This is a genomic window from Streptomyces sp. NPDC102441, assembly GCF_044765585.1.
Taxonomy (GTDB): Bacteria; Actinomycetota; Actinomycetes; order Streptomycetales; family Streptomycetaceae; genus Streptomyces.
This window is the reverse complement of record NZ_JBIWKH010000004.1, coordinates 76,193-91,843: the sequence shown is the minus strand read 5'-3', so window position 1 is coordinate 91,843 and position 15,651 is coordinate 76,193. Positions and strand designations below refer to the sequence as shown.

The 15,651-nt window shown below is 69.0% G+C and carries 17 protein-coding genes; 7 read left to right on the top strand and 10 right to left on the bottom strand.

Going from position 1 to position 15,651, the window contains the following annotated elements; genetic code table 11:
• Window positions 1-52 precede the first annotated feature (52 nt).
• Entirely contained in the window at window positions 53-406 is a 354-nt protein-coding gene (locus ACIREO_RS09075; RefSeq protein WP_404106828.1) for a PRC-barrel domain containing protein, read from the top strand.
• 59 nt (window positions 407-465) lie between these two features.
• On the opposite strand, the gene ACIREO_RS09070 is transcribed toward ACIREO_RS09075, so the two are convergent.
• From ACIREO_RS09070 to ACIREO_RS09060, 3 genes are all read right to left on the bottom strand, one after another.
• Entirely contained in the window at window positions 466-1,071 is a 606-nt protein-coding gene (locus ACIREO_RS09070) for a Uma2 family endonuclease (protein ID WP_404106826.1), read from the bottom strand.
• Between the two features lie 118 nt (window positions 1,072-1,189).
• The gene (locus ACIREO_RS09065; protein WP_104787917.1) at window positions 1,190-1,423 is read right to left on the bottom strand and encodes a hypothetical protein; all 234 of its coding nucleotides are present in this window, start codon (window positions 1,421-1,423) and stop codon (window positions 1,190-1,192) included.
• The gene (locus ACIREO_RS09060; RefSeq protein ID WP_404107516.1) at window positions 1,413-1,652 is read right to left on the bottom strand and encodes a hypothetical protein; all 240 of its coding nucleotides are present in this window, start codon (window positions 1,650-1,652) and stop codon (window positions 1,413-1,415) included. Before ACIREO_RS09060 ends, ACIREO_RS09065 begins: the two co-directional genes overlap by 11 nt.
• A 118-nt stretch (window positions 1,653-1,770) precedes the next feature.
• Here ACIREO_RS09060 and ACIREO_RS09055 point away from each other — a divergent pair, with 118 nt between their 5' ends.
• Window positions 1,771-2,613 (top strand): Scr1 family TA system antitoxin-like transcriptional regulator, encoded by an 843-nt coding sequence (locus ACIREO_RS09055; RefSeq protein ID WP_404106824.1) that lies wholly within the window; start codon window positions 1,771-1,773, stop codon window positions 2,611-2,613.
• On the top strand, window positions 2,594-2,860 hold the full coding sequence (locus tag ACIREO_RS09050) for a DUF397 domain-containing protein (protein ID WP_404106823.1): 267 nt from the start codon (window positions 2,594-2,596) through the stop codon (window positions 2,858-2,860). The genes ACIREO_RS09055 and ACIREO_RS09050 overlap by 20 nt, the downstream gene beginning before the upstream one ends.
• 72 nt (window positions 2,861-2,932) lie before the next feature.
• Here the strand turns inward: ACIREO_RS09050 and ACIREO_RS09045 are convergent, their stop codons facing one another.
• A complete protein-coding gene (locus ACIREO_RS09045) occupies window positions 2,933-3,172 on the bottom strand; it encodes a hypothetical protein (protein WP_404106822.1) in 240 nt (79 codons plus the stop codon).
• A 510-nt stretch (window positions 3,173-3,682) separates the two neighbouring features.
• On the opposite strand from ACIREO_RS09045, the gene ACIREO_RS09040 reads away from it, so the two are divergent.
• On the top strand, window positions 3,683-5,347 hold the full coding sequence (locus ACIREO_RS09040; RefSeq protein WP_404107514.1) for a sensor histidine kinase: 1,665 nt from the start codon (window positions 3,683-3,685) through the stop codon (window positions 5,345-5,347).
• Window positions 5,348-5,359: 12 nt separating this feature from the next.
• Here the strand turns inward: ACIREO_RS09040 and ACIREO_RS09035 are convergent, their stop codons facing one another.
• Entirely contained in the window at window positions 5,360-6,313 is a 954-nt protein-coding gene (locus tag ACIREO_RS09035; protein WP_404106820.1) for an NAD(P)-dependent alcohol dehydrogenase, read from the bottom strand.
• A gap of 59 nt (window positions 6,314-6,372) precedes the next feature.
• On the opposite strand from ACIREO_RS09035, the gene ACIREO_RS09030 reads away from it, so the two are divergent.
• A complete protein-coding gene (locus ACIREO_RS09030; protein WP_404106818.1) occupies window positions 6,373-7,017 on the top strand; it encodes a TetR/AcrR family transcriptional regulator in 645 nt (214 codons plus the stop codon).
• Between the two features lie 156 nt (window positions 7,018-7,173).
• Here the strand turns inward: ACIREO_RS09030 and ACIREO_RS09025 are convergent, their stop codons facing one another.
• From ACIREO_RS09025 to ACIREO_RS09005, 5 genes are all read right to left on the bottom strand, one after another.
• A complete protein-coding gene (locus tag ACIREO_RS09025; RefSeq protein WP_404106817.1) occupies window positions 7,174-8,088 on the bottom strand; it encodes a carbohydrate ABC transporter permease in 915 nt (304 codons plus the stop codon).
• Window positions 8,085-9,470 carry an ABC transporter permease subunit gene (locus ACIREO_RS09020; protein ID WP_404106816.1) on the bottom strand — a complete coding sequence of 462 codons (1,386 nt, stop codon included), beginning with the start codon at window positions 9,468-9,470 and terminating at the stop codon, window positions 8,085-8,087. Before ACIREO_RS09020 ends, ACIREO_RS09025 begins: the two co-directional genes overlap by 4 nt.
• Window positions 9,471-9,480: 10 nt before the next feature.
• Window positions 9,481-10,803, bottom strand: coding sequence for an ABC transporter substrate-binding protein (locus tag ACIREO_RS09015; RefSeq protein WP_404106815.1), 1,323 nt, complete (start codon window positions 10,801-10,803; stop codon window positions 9,481-9,483).
• An 87-nt stretch (window positions 10,804-10,890) separates the two neighbouring features.
• Entirely contained in the window at window positions 10,891-12,591 is a 1,701-nt protein-coding gene (locus tag ACIREO_RS09010) for an alpha-amylase family glycosyl hydrolase (protein ID WP_404106813.1), read from the bottom strand.
• 174 nt (window positions 12,592-12,765) lie between these two features.
• Window positions 12,766-14,037, bottom strand: a complete 1,272-nt coding sequence (locus tag ACIREO_RS09005; protein ID WP_404106811.1) for an ABC transporter substrate-binding protein — start codon at window positions 14,035-14,037, stop codon at window positions 12,766-12,768.
• A 339-nt stretch (window positions 14,038-14,376) separates the two neighbouring features.
• Here ACIREO_RS09005 and ACIREO_RS09000 point away from each other — a divergent pair, with 339 nt between their 5' ends.
• Both ACIREO_RS09000 and ACIREO_RS08995 read left to right on the top strand, forming a co-directional pair.
• Complete coding sequence (locus ACIREO_RS09000) at window positions 14,377-14,892, top strand: PadR family transcriptional regulator (RefSeq protein WP_404106809.1); 516 nt, start codon at window positions 14,377-14,379, stop codon at window positions 14,890-14,892.
• Entirely contained in the window at window positions 14,889-15,650 is a 762-nt protein-coding gene (locus ACIREO_RS08995) for an ABC transporter ATP-binding protein (protein WP_404106807.1), read from the top strand. The genes ACIREO_RS09000 and ACIREO_RS08995 overlap by 4 nt, the downstream gene beginning before the upstream one ends.
• Window position 15,651: the final 1 nt, after the last annotated feature.

Genomic DNA, 15,651 nt, shown 5'->3' with positions numbered 1-15,651 from the left:
ATCACGACGGATTCGCCGTGCCGAATTGAACCGTCTAGGAAGGAGCCGTAATATGAGCGACAACCTGTGGGGCTACCAGCCCACGAGCGGCCACACCGCAGGCGCCGACCTGACCGGATTCTCGGTCGAGGCGACGGACGGAAGCATCGGCAAGGTCGACAAGCACTCCGACGAGGTGGGCTCGTCCTACCTGGTCGTCGACATCGGGGTCTGGATCTTCGGCAAGGACGTCCTGCTTCCGGCAGGCACGGTCAAGGGGATCGACACGGAGCACAAGAAGATATTCGTCGACCTGACCAAGGACCAGATAAAGGACTCCCCGGAGTTCGACAAGCACAACCACGCGGACGACCCGGGCTATCACGCCCAGGTCGGCGGCTACTACGACAGCTACCGCATCATGTGAACCTGACGCACCATGATCAGAGGCGGGGTCGGCTCCCATCACGGAGCCGGCCCCGCTGTTCAGACCGGAAAGTCCGCCGTGAGCAGGGTGACGTCGAAGGGCTCCGGCAGCGGGAGGGGCTTCCCGAAGGGCGCGGCGTCGGAACGCTTGTACGTTCCGTCCTCGTTCGGCTCGGTGAACAGCGTGGTCATCGCCCCTCGCGTGTCGAACCGGTCGATCAGCAGATACATCGGCACCCCTGCCCGCGCATAGGCGCGGTACTTCTTCGTCCTGTCCTCCCGGGCGTTCCCCTTGGACGTGATCTCGGCGATCAGCAGCGCCTCCGACGCATCCATCGGGTCGTTGGTCTCCCGGTCGGCGGATGCGATCAGCTCGGTCGGCATCACCACGAGATCCGGGACGTACAGCTTGTCGAGAGGCGCGATGTGCACACCGAGCGTCTGGTAGATCCCCAGTTTCCCGGGGAGGTTCGCGTAAAGCCTCTGCTGCACCGTCGCGGCGATGCCGCTGTGGTGCGCATGAGGCGGCGGTACCAGAACGATCTGCCCTTCGTCGATCTCGGCGCGCCATCCCTCGGGCACGTCCAGTCCCTGCCAGGTCCGCAGCAGGTACTCCCACGGGCGACCTTCGGAGCCCTGAGCGCTTTCGACCATCGCGGCGGTCATCGCAGGTCCTCTCTCCCGTGGCCTGGTGTGGAAGCGTAGATCGACGTTCGTGCGGCGGTGAGCCGCGAGTTCCCCGTCCCGGCCGGAGAACCGAGCCGCCGCTGTGTGGACGCTGCCCTCACGGCAGCCTCCCCTCCCGGTTGATCTCCCGCACCCGGGCCCGCAGCACGAGCCCCGGCGAGGCCGGCCGGACGGCGTCCGGCGGGCAGTCCCACTCCGCGCCGCCGCCCGGCGGGCGCAGCTGTACGTACGGTCCGACACGGCCCATCACCCGGCCCACCCGGCCGTCCCGCCCGTCCACGGCGAACGTCCCGGGCTCCGGGGTACACGGCTCCAGCCCTTCAACTGTCATGAGCGGCCTTCGCTTCGAGCTGGGCGCTCAGCCGCAGCGCCGTCTCGATCGAGCACCGGCCGAGGTCGACGAGCGGCGCCGGCTCGTTTCCCGCGCAGGACACCGGGTCGATCCGCAGCGACGGCAGCTTCACGCCGACCCCCGCGAGCCCGGCCCGCAGCCGCGCCACCGCGTCCTCCGCCGCCCGCACTCTGCCCGCTGCTTCTTTGCGCCGTTCCGTAGCCGTCATCATGATCTTCCCCATTTCCACGCTGAGTAGTTGCTATGCCTACACAGCGTGTCCAATTCGCCGCTACCGTGGAAGAGGCGCAGTTCCAACACCCACAGATGTGTCACAGGGAGTCGCCTTGCCCGGACCCAAGAAGCTCGATCCCTCGTCGTCGCCACGCGCCCTCCTCGGTGCTGAACTCCGCCACCGCAGGGAGGCGGCCGGTCTTTCGCAGGACGATCTGGGGGCCCCGCTGTTCGTCAGCGGCTCCTTCATCGGACAGTTGGAGGCCGGTACGCGTCGCATGCAGTTGGACCAGGCCCAGAAGCTGGACGAGGTGCTGGACGCGGGCGGGTTCTTCGTGCGGAACTGCGCGGCCCTGAAGAAGTCCAAGTACCCGGACCACTTCGCGGAGGCGGCGGAGGCGGAGCGCCTGGCGACCACGATCCGGGAGTACGCGCCCCTCCTGATTCCAGGGCTCCTTCAGACAGAGACGTACGCGCGAGCAGTGTTCCGGGCGTACCAGCCGACGGCCACGGAGGACGTGATCGACGAACTGGTGGCGGCACGGCTGGAACGGGCGCAGTTGCTGGCCGATCCAACGACGCCCATGTTGTGGGTCGTGCTGGACGAGGCGGTTCTACGTCGACGGGTCGGGGGGCCTGGAGTGATGGCGGAGGCCCTGCATCATGTAGCCAGGCTGGTCCAACAACACCGGATTATCGTGCAGATGCTGCCGTTTTCAGCCGGGGCCCATACGGCCATGGGCGGCGGCCTGAAGCTCATGGCGTTCTCGGACGCGCCGCCGCTCGCGTACCTGGACGGGCTGGGTTCCGGACAGTTGCTCGACGAGCCGCCCATGGTCCGCAAGTACGAACTGACCTACGATCTACTGGTGGCCAGCGCACTGTCACCGGCAGATTCCCTGGCCATGATCAAATCCGTAGCGGAGGATGACTCGTATGAACATCAGCAGCTCTGACTACGGGCTCTCCGCTGCGTACTGGTACAAGTCCTCTTACAGCGGCGGCGACGGCGGCGACTGCCTCGAAGTCGCCACCTGGCGCAAGTCGACGTACAGCGACGGCAGCGGCGGCAACTGCCTTGAGGTAGCCGACGGTCACCCCGATGTCGTCCCCGTCCGGGACTCCAAGATGACAGACGGCCCCGCGCTCGTGTTCCGGGCCGCCGCATGGTCCGCCTTCGTCGCGGACGTGAAGCACCACTGAGCAGGCCCCGACGGCTTCCCCGGCAGGCGCGCTCCGCCGGGGAAGCCGGAAGGGCCGGTCAGTTGCGGGTGATCAGCCCTTGTAGAACGGGGTCAGCTCGTACGTGTTGGGCTCGGAGCCCACCATGCAGGCGAAGTCCTCGACCGTGCCGTTCGGCTTGAGCGCCTTGCCCCAGTCCATACAGTCCTGGAAGCTGCCGGTTCCCATGATATCCGGGCCCTGCACCGACGCCTGGGCCGCTCCGGCGGTGATACCGCTGAGCGCCAGGACACTGGCACCGACTACTGCGGCCTTGATGAGGGTCTTGCGCATTTTTCGCTCTCTTTCGCCTGAGGGCACGCACGCCGAAGGGCGCACGGCCGCTGGTGGGGGACGGACGCGGTGTCATCACGCAAAAAATCCGTCCTACCGCCCCGGCCCGCGTCGATACGGGGCCGGAAGGGCGACGCAGCTGATACGCCTCGCACTCCGCACAACGGCCGTGGATTCCCGGCCGGGCAGAACACTGGTACGCGCCGGGGGTTCCCCGGGCATTTGTTATCTGATCACACACGCAACGACTCCGGCAAAGATCGCTGAGCCCTGTTACACGCCCCTGACCAACACCTGAAGAAGGCATTACGCCGACACAGGCAACGACTTTCGTCGTCCTGCGTCGGGAGCAACGGCGACAGCGGTGCCGGGGCCAGGGGGCTCTACGGTGGGCGCGTGACTCGTGTGGACTCGATGGCCCCCCCAGACCCCTCCCCTCCGCCCTCGGCGGTGAGGGCGCGGCTCGCGTCCTGGCCGACCGCGCCGGGGCGAGCCCTTCTCGCGCCCGGGATGTGGCCGGCCCAGCGCATCGTGGGCGAGACGTTCCTGAGCCTGGCCCTCATGGTGCTCGGAGTGGGCGCCGGCCTCGTGGACGACGCGAGCGTGGCGCCGGCCGTCGGCATCGGCGTGGCGGCCGGGCTGTTGTCGCTCCTGCGCCGGGGGCTGCCCGCGTCCGTGCTCCTGGTGACCGCGGCAGGCTCCGCGCCGTTCTTCGGACTGGCGCCCCTGCTCCTCGTCGTCGCCTGGTCGGCCGGGCGGCGGATCGACGGCCTCGGCAGGGCGTGCGGGGTCTTCGGTCTCGCCTACGTCCTCTGCTTCGGCCTGACCGCCGCGTGGGCTCCGCACGTGTCGGTGTCGCTCCTGGCCGTCGCCGGACTGTTCATCCTGGTCGGGATCCTCGTCCCGGGACTCGCGGGACGCTACTGGTCGCAGCGCAGGACGCTGAGCGACACCCTCCACGAGTACAACGCCCAGCTCCTGCGCGAGCGGGAGATGATCGCCGGGCAGGCCAGGATGCTGGAGCGTCAGCGCATCGCGCAGGACATGCACGACAGCCTCGGCCACCAGCTCGCGCTGATCTCGGTGCACACCGGCGCGCTGGAGGTGAACCGTGAGCTGTCCGGGCAGCAGCGTGAGGCCGTCGGTGTGCTGCGTGAGGCGTCGATGGCAGCGATGCACGAGCTGCGCGACGTGGTGGGTGTGCTGCGGGACGGCGTGGAGGCTTCCCCCGCCGGTGGGAGCCCTCAGGGCACGGGCGTCGAGGAGCCGGAGGCGCCGTCACGTGGGGTGGCAGGCATCGACGACCTGGCCGAGACGTCCCGGAGCGCGGGCACGGACGTGGAGATCCAGCGAGAGGGCGAGGTGCGCCCGCTCCCGCCCACCGCCGACCACGCGGCGTACCGCGTCGTCCAGGAGGGCCTGACCAACGCCCATAAGTACGCTCCGGGTGCCTCGATCACCATCGGCCTGCGGTACGAGCCGGACTCGCTGGTCGTGGAGGTCGCCAACGGTCCTGTGGGTGTGCCGGTGCGTGGTGGTGTGGCGAGTGGCGGCCAGGGGCTGACCGGTCTTGAGGAGCGGGCCCGGCTCGTCGGCGGCATGGTGCACGCGGGCCCCACGGCTGACGGTGGGTTCCGGCTGGCCGGCCTCCTGCCGTACACCTCGTCCGGTGACGCGAGGAAGACGTTCGTCGCTCCGCCGGACGACTTCCGGGCGCAGAACCCGGCGGGCTCCGCGGGTGAGAGCGATCCGGCCCCCGACTGGAACGGTCTCCCGAAGGAGTTGGCCAAGGCGGTGAACAGGACCAAGAGGGGCAACGGCATAGCCATCGGGTGCGGTGCGGCGGCCCTGGTCGGCGTCGTGCTCGTGATCGCGGCGGTCGTCGCCGTGGTGTTCCTCGTACGTGAGGCGGACAAGACGATGATCGAACCCGAGCAGTACGACGCCGTGACGATCGGCCGGTCCGAGAAGTCCGTACGTGATGAACTGCCCAAGGGCGACTCGTTCATGAACACCGGTCCGGGCAGCGGTGCACCGCCGGAGCCCGACGGTTCGCAGTGCCTCACCCTGCTCTCGACCGAGATCGGGGACAGCCTGGACACGGAGCCGGCGTTCCGGTTCTGCTTCAAGGACGGCAAGCTGATCGAGAAGAAGTCCTTCGAGGCGGCTGGGTGAGTGCGGGGCGTCTCAGACCACCTGGATCACATGCTTCCCCCGTACGCCTCCCGCCTCCAGCGCCCGGTGGGCGGCGGCGATCCCGGAGAGCGGGTGGACCGTGTCCACAACCGGGCGGATCGCCCCGCTCTCCACGTACCGGGCCAGTTCGGCGAACAGGGCGTGCTTCGGGTTGCCGCTGAAGACGCGGACGCGGCCCCGGCCGTGGGCCGTCGAGGCGAGGACGTAGCCGAGGCTCGCGGCGGCGTGGTCGATGTCCAAGGCGATGGACACCATGCGGCCGCCGGGTGCCAGGAGCCGCCGGAAGGCCCGGAGTTCGGTACCGACGGTGTCCATGATGACGTCGAAGCGCCCCAGGTCGGACGGTCCGGTCGTGGCATAGCTGTGGGCCTCGTCGGCGCCCAGCTCCCGGACGAAGTCGAGGTTGTTCGTGCCCGCGAGGGCTGTGACATGGGCGCCGAGGGCCTTGCCGAGCTGTACGGCGATGCTGCCGACTCCCCCGCTGGCACCGCGCACGAGCAGGCGCTCTCCCGCCTTCAGCCGCGCCTTGGCCTGCAGGGCCGTGATGGCGGTCGTGCCCACGGGGAGGGACGCCGCTTCGACGAGGCCGATGTTCTCGGGGGCGTACGAGAGGTTCCGGGGGCGTACCGCCACGTATTCGGCCGCGCTGCCGAAGGTGCGGGGCAGGACGCCCCACACCCGGGCGCCGGGGCGAAGGCCGGTGACGGCGGGGTCCACCTCGGCGACCTCGCCGGCGAAGTCGATCCCCGTGCGCTGCGGGAAGGTGCGGCCGGTGACCAGGCGGACGCGTCCGGCGCGGCCGTACAGCTCACCGCCGTTGACGCTCGCCGCGTGGACGCGGACCAGCACCTGGCCCTGCTGGAGTTCCGGTACCGGGACCTTGCCGACGTAGAGCACTTCGGGAGGGCCGTAGCTGTCGTAGAGCGCGGCGCGCATGTCGTTCATGTCCGGCAGACTAAGCGGCTAAACGGATGACCCCCTCCATTTGGCCTGAAGTGAGAAACATGCCTGATCAGACCTCTCACAAGCCGTCCGTCGACGGCCTGCGCGCCGATGCCCGGGAGAACCGCGACCGGATCCTCAGGGCCGCGCGCGACGCGTTCGGCGTGCAGGGCATCGACGTCCCCGTGGCGGCGATCGCCCGGCGGGCCGGGGTCGGGGTCGCCACGCTGTACCGGCGGTTCCCCACCCGCGCGTCGCTCGTGACGGAGGCGTTCGCGGAGGAGCTCCGCCACTGTGTGTCCGTTCTCGACGACGGGCTGGCGGACCCGGACCCCTGGCGCGGGTTCTGCACCGTGATCGAGAAGGTCTGCCTGATGCAGGCGGCGGACCGGGGGTTCACACAGGCGTTCCTCACGGAATTCCCCGGCCAGGCCGAATTCGCCCTCGAACGCGCCCGGGCCGAGGAGAACCTCGCCCTGCTCGTCCAGCGGGCCAAGGACGCGGGCGGGTTGCGCGAGGACTTCGAACCGAGTGACGTCACCCTGCTGCTGCTCGCCAACTGCGGGGTCACGGTCGGCTCGGGCGAGGAGGCGGCCACCGCGTCCCGGCGTCTGGCCGCCTATCTGCTCCAGGCCTTCCGGGCCGAGACGGCGACCGCTCTGCCGGCGCCCGCGCGGCTGGACCTGCGGCGGATCGGCGAGCAGTGAGGGTGCGGCGTTTCGCTCGCCTCAGGCCCACGGCTTCGCCGGTGGGCCGCCCGGCGGCATCGGACGCCTGGCGGCCCATGGGTGTCGTGGTGACGACCGGTTCAAGCCCGGCAGTCCGACTGATCCTGTGCGATCACGGACCGCCGGCCTCACACGTCACTTGACCGAACCGGCCATCACACCTTGCACGAAGTGCCGCTGGAAGGCGAAGAAGACCACTACCGGAACCACCAGCGACAGAAAGGCGCCGGGGGCGAGGACGTCGATGTTGCTGCCGAACTGGCGTACCTGTGACTGTAGTTCCACGGTCAGGGGCTGCGACGACGCGTCCGCGAAGAGCAGCGCCACCAGCATGTCGTTCCATACCCACAGGAACTGGAAGATCGCGAGGCTGGCGATGGCCGGGCGTCCCACCGGGAGGACGAGCCGGGTGAAGATGCGCCACTCGGTACCGCCGTCCATCCGGGCGGCTTCCAGCATCTCGCGCGGTATGTCGGCGAAGTAGTTACGCAACAGGAAGATCGCGAACGGTAGCCCGTAAGCGACGTGGAAGAGCACCACACCCGGGATGGTGCCGAACAGCCCCAGCTGCCCGAACATCTTCGCGACCGGCAGCAGGCCGATCTGGACGGGCACGACGAGCAGGGCCACGACCAGCAGGAAGATCCAGTCCCGGCCGGGGAACTCCATCCAGGCGAAGGCGTATCCGGCCAGAGCGGCGATCACGACCACCAGGACCGTGGTGGGCACCGAGATGAGCACGGTGTTCCAGAAGGCCCGGGTGATCCCGGTGTTGCCGAGCAGCGAGGAGTAGTTGTCGAAGGACAGTTGCTTCGGGCTCGTCAGAGTGGTCCACCAGCCACTCCCCGCGTTGTCCTGTGCCGAGCGGAGCGATGACAGGAACAGGCCGGCGAGTGGGGTGATCCAGATGAGACTCACGACGACGAGGAACGCCTGGACGAGGCTGTTGCCCAGCCAGCGGCGGATGCGGCCTCCCTCCGTGCGTCGGAGACGCACGGGACCGGCGGCTGTCGGCTTCACCTCCGCCTGGGCGGGTGCGGTGACGCTCATGACTGACTCCTGCGGAAGCGGCGGACGTTGAAGACCATGGCGGGGATGACCAGGAGCAGGAGGACGACGCCGAGCGCGCTGCCGAGCCCCTGGTTGTTGCCTCCACCGAACGAGACCAGCCACATCTGGGTGGCCAGCACGGTGGCGTCCTCCTGCACCGGGCCCGGCGCGATGATGTAGACGAGGTCGAAGACCTTCATCACGTTGATCACCAGGGTCACGAAGACCACGGTCAGGATGGGCGCCAGCAGGGGCACGGTGATCTTGCGGAACACCTGCCACTCGTTGGCTCCGTCCATCCGGGCCGCTTCGAGCGTGTCGCGTGGCAGTGAGGACAGCCCGGCGCCGATCAGCACCATGGCGAATCCGGTCCATATCCACAGGTACGCGCCGATGATCGCCGGAGTGACCAGTGCCGGGCCGAGCCAGGAGACCCCTTCGTAGGGCGGGGCGAAGTTCTTCGCAGGCAGCTGCACGGCGTACGAGCCGGGTTCGAGGTCCCGGAGAGCGAAGGATCCGTCAGCCGCTGTCGTGGCGCGGGCGACGACCTTCCCGTCCCGCACCCCCTCGACAGCCACGCCCGGCAGCCCGCTCTCGGTCTTGTCGACCTTTCCCTGCTCACCGCCGCCACCCGGAGTGAAGTCCAGGTACACCACACCGAGCACCTCGGTCCCGGACGCCTCCCGGGAAGCCGCCGGGAAGGCGGGCTCCGCTCCGGACGGAAGTTCGTCGGGCGCCACGCCTACGAGTCCCAGGGCTGTCGTTCCGCCGGGCATCACCGCGTCCGACATCACGTATGACCCGTCGGGCACCTTGGTCAGGCCCTGGCCGTCACGAGCGCGTGCGGACGGGTAGGAGGCGGAGTCATTGAAGGTGTCGTGCACCCCGACGACGGCGGCGTTGAGAACGCCCTTGTCCGGGTCCTCCTCGTACGCGAGGCGGAAGATGATCCCGGCCGCCAGGAAGGAGACGGCCATCGGCAGGAACAGCAGCAGCTTGAACGCGGTGGCCCAGCGGACCTTCTCCACCAGGACGGCCAGGATCAGACCGAGCGCGGTGAGCAGAGTCGGAGCGACGACCACCCAGATGGTGCTGTTGCGGATCGCCTTGAGGGTCGCCGGGTCACTGAACACCTCGGCGTAGTTCTCACCGCCGACGAACCGGCTGCCGCCCGCGTCGAACAGGCTGCGGCCGATCGAGAACAGCACCGGGTAGACGACGAGTGCGCCGAGGAGAAGCAGCGCCGGCAGGACGAAGACCAGGGCGATGACACGCTGGCGCCGCTTGGCGCGCTGCCGGGCGTCTCCCCCGCGAGGACCGGAACCTGCCGGTCCTGCGGTCCGCGGGCCCGTTGCCCGGGTGGGGGCGGTTGTGGCAGTCATGTCGTCCGCCTCAGCCCTTGTACGCCTTGGCGGCCGCGGCTTCGAGGCGGCCCGCCGTGGCAGTGGGGTCGGAGGGGTCGCGCAGGAAGTCCTGGAGCAGCTTCCACTCGCCCATGCCCTTGGTTCCGCCGAACGCGGCAGGTGCCTGGTCGGACATGTCGAAGCGGACGGAGTCCCCGGCCTCGACCAGCGATTCGGCGGTGCGCCGCGTGGTGTCGTCGCCGTACTCCGCGACGTCGAGCTCCTTGTTGGGTGAGACGAAGCCGCCGGCCCCGGCCCAGACCGCTGCCGCCTCCGGGGTGGCCAGGTACTCCATGAAGGCCATGCCCGCCTTCTGGTTCTTGCCGTCCTTGAGCACCACAGCGGCATCACCGCCACTGACCACGGGGGCCTTTCCCCCGTCGACGGCGGGGAAGGGGAAGAACGCGGCTTCCTCGCCGATCTTCCTGCCGAACTGGTCCTTGGCGACCCCGGCCACGAAGTCACCCTCGTAGACCATGCCGGCCTCGGGATCCGGGCCGAAGACCTTCTCGACCGAACCGGGGAAGTCGGTGCTCAGAGCCCCCTTCTGGCCGCCCGCGATCAGCTCCTTGTCGGCGAACAGGGTGCCGAGCGTGGTGAGTGCCTTGACCACCGTGGGGTCGGTCCACTTGATGGTGTGGGCGGCGAGCTGGTCGTACTTCTCCGGGCCGGCCTGCGAGAGGTAGATGTTCTCGAACCAGTCGGTGAGGGTCCAGCCGTCCTCGCCGGCGACGGCGAAGGCGGAGAGCCCGGAGTCGGAGACCGCCTGGGCCGAGGTGAGCATCTCCGCGTAGGTCTTCGGCGGCTTGACGCCCGCCTGGTCGAGCGCGTCGGGGCTGTACCAGACGGTCGACTTGTGGGCCGCCTTGAAGTACAGGCCGTACAGCGAGCCGTCGACACTCCCGTACTTCTTCCACACCTCCGCGTAGTTGGCGTCCACGGACTTCTGCGTGGTCGCCGAGAGGGGCTGGAGCCATCCCTCCTTCACGAACTGCTGGAGCACACCCACCTGAGGCACCATCACGACGTCGGGCGCGTTTCCGCCCTCGATCTTGCTGCCGACGACGGTCGAGACATTGTCACCGGTCGAGGTGAACTCGGTCTTGGCGCCCGTCTTCGCGGAGAAGGCGTCCAGCACCTTCTGGAAGTTCTTCTGCTCGGCCCCCGACCAGACTCCCGCTACGGATATCGTCTGGCCGTCGAGGGACTTGTCACCGCCGCCCGCAGAGGTGACGGGGTCACCGCCGCAAGCGGTGGTGCCGAGCGCCAGGGTCAGTGCGGTACAGCTCAGGAGCATGGTGCGTCGTCGCATAAGGGTCTGCTTCCTCGGGAGAACTGTTCGGGCAGTGGGCGGAACTGTGACCGTTGAGGAAAAGCGCTGAGGGGGTTCTCGGCGGTCTCAGAAGGCGGGGCAATCGCTGATCCACCACGCGGCGGTGGATCCCGGCAGCACGCCGGTGGGGCACGGTCCGCTGGAGAGCAGCGGTGCGCCGGAGACGGGGGCCGGTGCCGGGGAGGCACCGAAATTGACAGCGCAGATGAGTCCGTCGCTTCGGACGAAGGCGAGCACGCCGGGCCGGGTCTCCAGCCACCGAAGGGTTCCTTCGCCCAACTGAGGCAGACCGGCGCGGAGTTGCAGGCCGTCACGGTAGAGGTGCCAGAAGGAGCGGGTGTCGGCGAGCGCCCGGTCGGTGGCGTGGTCGGCGAACCAGCCGGGCTGGGGCAGCCAGGGCTTGGCCCCGGCGGCGCCGGAGGTGAAACCGAACGGGGAGGCGTGCCCCGACCAGGGCAGCGGGACCCGGCAGCCGTCGCGGATCCGGGCTCGGCTGCCGGTGCGCCTGAAGATGGGGTCGGTGAGGACGTCGTCGGGAAGGTCGACGACCTCCGGCAGCCCCAGCTCCTCGCCCTGGTAGATGTAGGCTCCGCCGGGCAGAGCCAGCATCAGGAGGGCCGCGGCCCGGGCGCGCGCCGCGCCCAGCCCGCTCTTGCCGTTGCCGGACTCGCCGTAGCGGGTGACCGTGCGGACCTGGTCGTGGTTGTTGAGGACCCAGGTGACGGTGGAGCCGGTGCCGGCGATGTCCTGCATGGCTTCCGAGATGACCTTGCGGAAGGCGTCGGCGTCCCACGGTGCGCTGAGCAGGTCGAAGAAGAACGCCTGGTGCAGTTCGTCGGGGCGTACGTAGCGGGCGTGCTCGCGTGCGGTCGGGACGGAGACCTCACCGACCAGCAGCCGCTCACGGCCGTCGCGGGCGGTGTACTCCTCACAGACCGCCCGCCAGTGGCGCCACACGTCGTGGACCTCGGGCTGGTTCCACGCCAGCGGGTTCACCGAGTCGCGTGCGCGGACGTCGGCCTCGGGGTCGGGGGAGTCGGGCAGGTCCGCGTGCTTGAAGAGTCCGGCTGCCACGTCGATACGGAAGCCGTCCACACCGCGGTCGAGCCAGAAGCGCAGGACCTCGTCGAAATGGGCGCCGACCTCGGCGTTGCGCCAGTTCAGGTCGGGCTGCTCAGGCGTGAACATGTGCAGGTACCACTGGCCCGGCGAGCCGTCGGCCTCGGTGATCCGGGTCCACGCGGGGCCGCCGAACATCGCGTGCCAGTTGTTGGGCGGCTCCTCGCCGCCGTCACCCCGGCCGTCGGCGAAGTGGAACCGGGCGCGTGCCGCGCTGCCGGGCTCGGAGGCGAGTGCTTCCGTGAACCACGGGTGCTCGCTGGAGCAGTGGTTGGGGACGATGTCGAGCAGCACCTTCACACCGAGCCGGTGTGCGTCACCGACCAGCAGACCGAACTCGGCAAGGTCGCCGAAGACGGGGTCGACATCGCAGTAGTCGGAGACGTCGTAGCCGTGGTCGTGCTGGGGGGAGGGATAGAAGGGGCTCAGCCAGATGCCGTCGACGCCGAGCTTCTTGAGGTAGGACAACCCGGCGCGGACACCGGCCAGATCACCGATTCCGTCGCCTGTGCTGTCCAGGAAGCTGCGCACGTACACCTGGTAGATCACTGCGTCGCGCCACCAGGGGAGCACCGCGAGCTGGGGGCGGCCGTCACCGACCGAGGCAGGAAGCTTCACCCGTGGACCTTGTTTCTGCGTGAAGGGCATCCGCAGGCTGAACCCTGCGGCTATGCATACATGTTAAGTAGGGATGTCGAGGTGATGTCAACGGTCTCGCCGAAAGGTGAACAGAGTTGGGGGCTATGCCCTCATTTGGGCACGAGAAATGGCACCAAGGGGCGCACCTTGATGCCTAACATGTAACTAGGGTGGGAGAAGAAATCAGCCGCGGCGGGCGATAGCCGCCAGCTCCTTGGCCAGACGCCGTACCGCCGCCTCGGGCCCCTGTTGCTGCGTCATCGCGTCGTGCGTCACGGCCTGGATGGCGAGGCTCACCTGCTCGTACCTCGGGCTCTTGGGCCGGGGCGCGGCGGCCAGCACACTCGCCCGCAGTGTCGGCAGGAACGGGAACTGGCGTATGAGCTCGGGATCCTGGTAGATCGACGCCCTGACAGGCGGCAGCGAGCCGTCGATGAGCACCTTGCGCTGTGCCTGGTCGCTGGAGAGGTAGGCGATCAGGTCCTTGGCGGACGCGGGATGCCGCGCGTGCGCGTCGACCGCGAGATTGGACCCCCCGAGGACGCTCGTCCCCGAGCCGCCCCTGCCCGGCAGCGGTACGGCATCGAACTTCCCGGCTATCTTCGAGTCCCTGCCGGAGGCGCCGGCGAAGGCGTAGGGCCAGTTGCGCAGAAAGAGCAGCCGGCCGTCCTGGAATGCCTGGCGGGACTCCTCCTCGGTGTACGTCAGCGCGACGCGGGGGATCCAGCCGTCACGCACACCACGGGCCAGGAGGCCGATACCCGTGCGTGCCGCGGCCGAGTCCACCGTCACCCGCTCGCCCTCGCTGCCGAGTATCGACCCACCGGCCGAATAGACCATCTCGGCCGCGTTGACGGTCAGCCCCTCGTAGGGGAGGAACTGCCCCGCGTAGCCGCCGACACCGTACTTGGGGGCGATCGTCCTCGCCTGGCGCTCCAGCTCGGCCCAGGTACGCGGGGGCTGCTCGCCTTCCAGGTCCAGGAGATCCTTGCGGTAGTAGAGCATCCCCGCGTTGGTCACATACGGAACCGCGTACAGCTTCCCCGCGTAGGTCGCGGTGTCGACCACCGGCGGAAGGAAGGCCTCCAGCGGAAACCTCTCGGGCTCCAGCGGCGCTATCCAGCCGGCCGCGGCGAACTCCGAGGTCCAGGCGACATCGATGTTGAGGATGTCATAGCGCCCGGCACCGGAGCGCAGCTCCGTGATCATCTGGGCCCGCGTCTCGTCGGCGGAGTCCGGAAGCTCGACGAGCGTGACCTTCTCCTGCGGATGCGCGCGGTTCCAGCCTTCGAGCAACGACCCGAGATAGCCGGTGAGGTCCCCGGCCGTGGCCAGCGTCATCGGCCCGCGACCACCGTCGCGCACCCCGCCGCCCGGAACGGCGGCACCCGCGTAACCGGCCAGAATCACCGTAGCGATCAGGAGCGCCCTACCGGCGGCACGCATCCACCGCATAGGTTCCTCCCTGTGCAAGGCCTCCAGGCATCGTCGTCCGGGGTCTCGGCATGTATACCCGTTGGCCATGCGCGATACTAGTGCCGCGGCCGGCCATGTGCGCCCCTCGGGAGGCGTCCTCCAGTGCAAGCGATCGTAAGGCGGCCGGATGTCCTGGCAGTGGAGCTACCAGGGCCTCCGACCGACGCGGCGAGTGTGTGTGCTGGGCGGCCCGACAGGGCAGAGCTTGCCGGGAGGGGCACCAGGGCCCCGCCGGCGACGAGAGCGATCCGGGCCACATGCCACGTGGCGGGGAATCCTTTCGACGAGTGACTCGACACCGAGGAGGAGGGGACGCGGGTGCGCCTGCACCTCCTCGCGCTGTTGTCCCGGGGCCCGGCCCACGGGTACGAACTCAAGCAGGACCTTGAGCAACTGCTGGGTGCCGCGTACCCTCAGCCGAACATCGGACAGGTCTACGTCACCCTGAGCCGGCTGGCGAAATCAGGCCTGATCGAAGGCGAGGAGATCGCCCAGTCGAGCAGGCCCAACAAGAAGATCTATCGGCTGACCGTCGCCGGAACCGAAGCACTGAACGCCTGGTTCGAGGAGACGGCGGACGAGCCCAGGGCCCGGGACGACTTCTTCATGAAACTCGCCCTCGCCTCACACACCGGCCTGGCCGACCAGATCGGCCTGATCAACAGACAGCGGCGCGAATACCTCAACACCATGCGCACCCTGTCGAAGCTGTCGGCCGCCGAGAACCGTGACAACCGCATCGCCCAACTGCTGATCGAGGGAGCCATGCTTCACCTGCAGGCGGATCTCGACTGGCTGGAGCGCTGCCAGGAAGAGCTGGAGGGCCCACGGTGAGCCGACCCCCGGCCGGCCCGGCCCCCGACGCGCTGCGCGCCGAAGCCCTGGTCAAGACCCACCAGGGGGAAGGCGCTCCCGCTCCCGCCGTCCGCGGAGTGGACCTGACCGTACGGCGCGGAGAGTTCGTCGCCATCAGCGGCCCCTCAGGCGCCGGCAAGTCCACCTTGCTCCACCTGCTCGGCGGCCTTCAGCGCCCCGACAGCGGCAGCATCTGGCTCGACGGCGAGTGCACCGACTCCTACAGCGAAGCGCGTTGGGCCGTCAAACGCCGCCGCAGCATCGGCATCGTCTTCCAGTTCTTCAATCTCGTCTCGAACCTGACCGTCGCCGACAACATCGAACTGCCCGCGCTGCTCGCCCGCACCCCTGCGAGACAGGTCCGCGCCGAGCGCGACGAACTGCTGTCCGAACTGGGCCTGGAAGGCAAAGCACGCAGCATGCCGGGCCAGCTCTCCGGCGGCGAGCAGCAGCGGGTGGCCCTGGCCCGCGCCCTCGTGAACCACCCACGGCTCCTGCTCGCGGACGAACCCACCGGAAGTCTGGACAGCAAAGGCACCCGGGAAGTGATGCGGCTGCTGTCCCGCTTCCACCAGCGCGGTCAGACGATCCTCCTGGTCACTCACGACGCCCGGCTGGCGAGCACCGCCGACCGCGTCATCAGCTTCTTCGACGGCCGGATAACCGACGACGCGGAACTGGGCGGCACTCCCCCACGAGGTACCGGCCTGCCCGGCGCCCTCGGACTGAAGGGCTGAC

What these genes read in the sequence shown, in the direction of transcription:
- ACIREO_RS09030 (WP_404106818.1), top strand. Translation starts at nt 6,373, where the DNA reads ATGCCTGATCAGACCTCTCACAAGCCGTCCGTCGACGGCCTGCGCGCC.
- ACIREO_RS09015 (WP_404106815.1), bottom strand. Translation starts at nt 10,803, where the DNA reads ATGCGACGACGCACCATGCTCCTGAGCTGTACCGCACTGACCCTGGCG.
- ACIREO_RS09035 (WP_404106820.1), bottom strand. Translation starts at nt 6,313, where the DNA reads ATGAACGACATGCGCGCCGCGCTCTACGACAGCTACGGCCCTCCCGAA.
- ACIREO_RS09010 (WP_404106813.1), bottom strand. Translation starts at nt 12,591, where the DNA reads ATGCCCTTCACGCAGAAACAAGGTCCACGGGTGAAGCTTCCTGCCTCG.
- ACIREO_RS09045 (WP_404106822.1), bottom strand. Translation starts at nt 3,172, where the DNA reads ATGCGCAAGACCCTCATCAAGGCCGCAGTAGTCGGTGCCAGTGTCCTG.
- ACIREO_RS09040 (WP_404107514.1), top strand. Translation starts at nt 3,683, where the DNA reads ATGTGGCCGGCCCAGCGCATCGTGGGCGAGACGTTCCTGAGCCTGGCC.
- ACIREO_RS09050 (WP_404106823.1), top strand. Translation starts at nt 2,594, where the DNA reads ATGAACATCAGCAGCTCTGACTACGGGCTCTCCGCTGCGTACTGGTAC.
- ACIREO_RS09070 (WP_404106826.1), bottom strand. Translation starts at nt 1,071, where the DNA reads ATGACCGCCGCGATGGTCGAAAGCGCTCAGGGCTCCGAAGGTCGCCCG.
- ACIREO_RS09060 (WP_404107516.1), bottom strand. Translation starts at nt 1,652, where the DNA reads ATGACGGCTACGGAACGGCGCAAAGAAGCAGCGGGCAGAGTGCGGGCG.
- ACIREO_RS09025 (WP_404106817.1), bottom strand. Translation starts at nt 8,088, where the DNA reads ATGAGCGTCACCGCACCCGCCCAGGCGGAGGTGAAGCCGACAGCCGCC.
- ACIREO_RS09065 (WP_104787917.1), bottom strand. Translation starts at nt 1,423, where the DNA reads ATGACAGTTGAAGGGCTGGAGCCGTGTACCCCGGAGCCCGGGACGTTC.
- ACIREO_RS09005 (WP_404106811.1), bottom strand. Translation starts at nt 14,037, where the DNA reads ATGCGGTGGATGCGTGCCGCCGGTAGGGCGCTCCTGATCGCTACGGTG.
- ACIREO_RS09075 (WP_404106828.1), top strand. Translation starts at nt 53, where the DNA reads ATGAGCGACAACCTGTGGGGCTACCAGCCCACGAGCGGCCACACCGCA.
- ACIREO_RS09020 (WP_404106816.1), bottom strand. Translation starts at nt 9,470, where the DNA reads ATGACTGCCACAACCGCCCCCACCCGGGCAACGGGCCCGCGGACCGCA.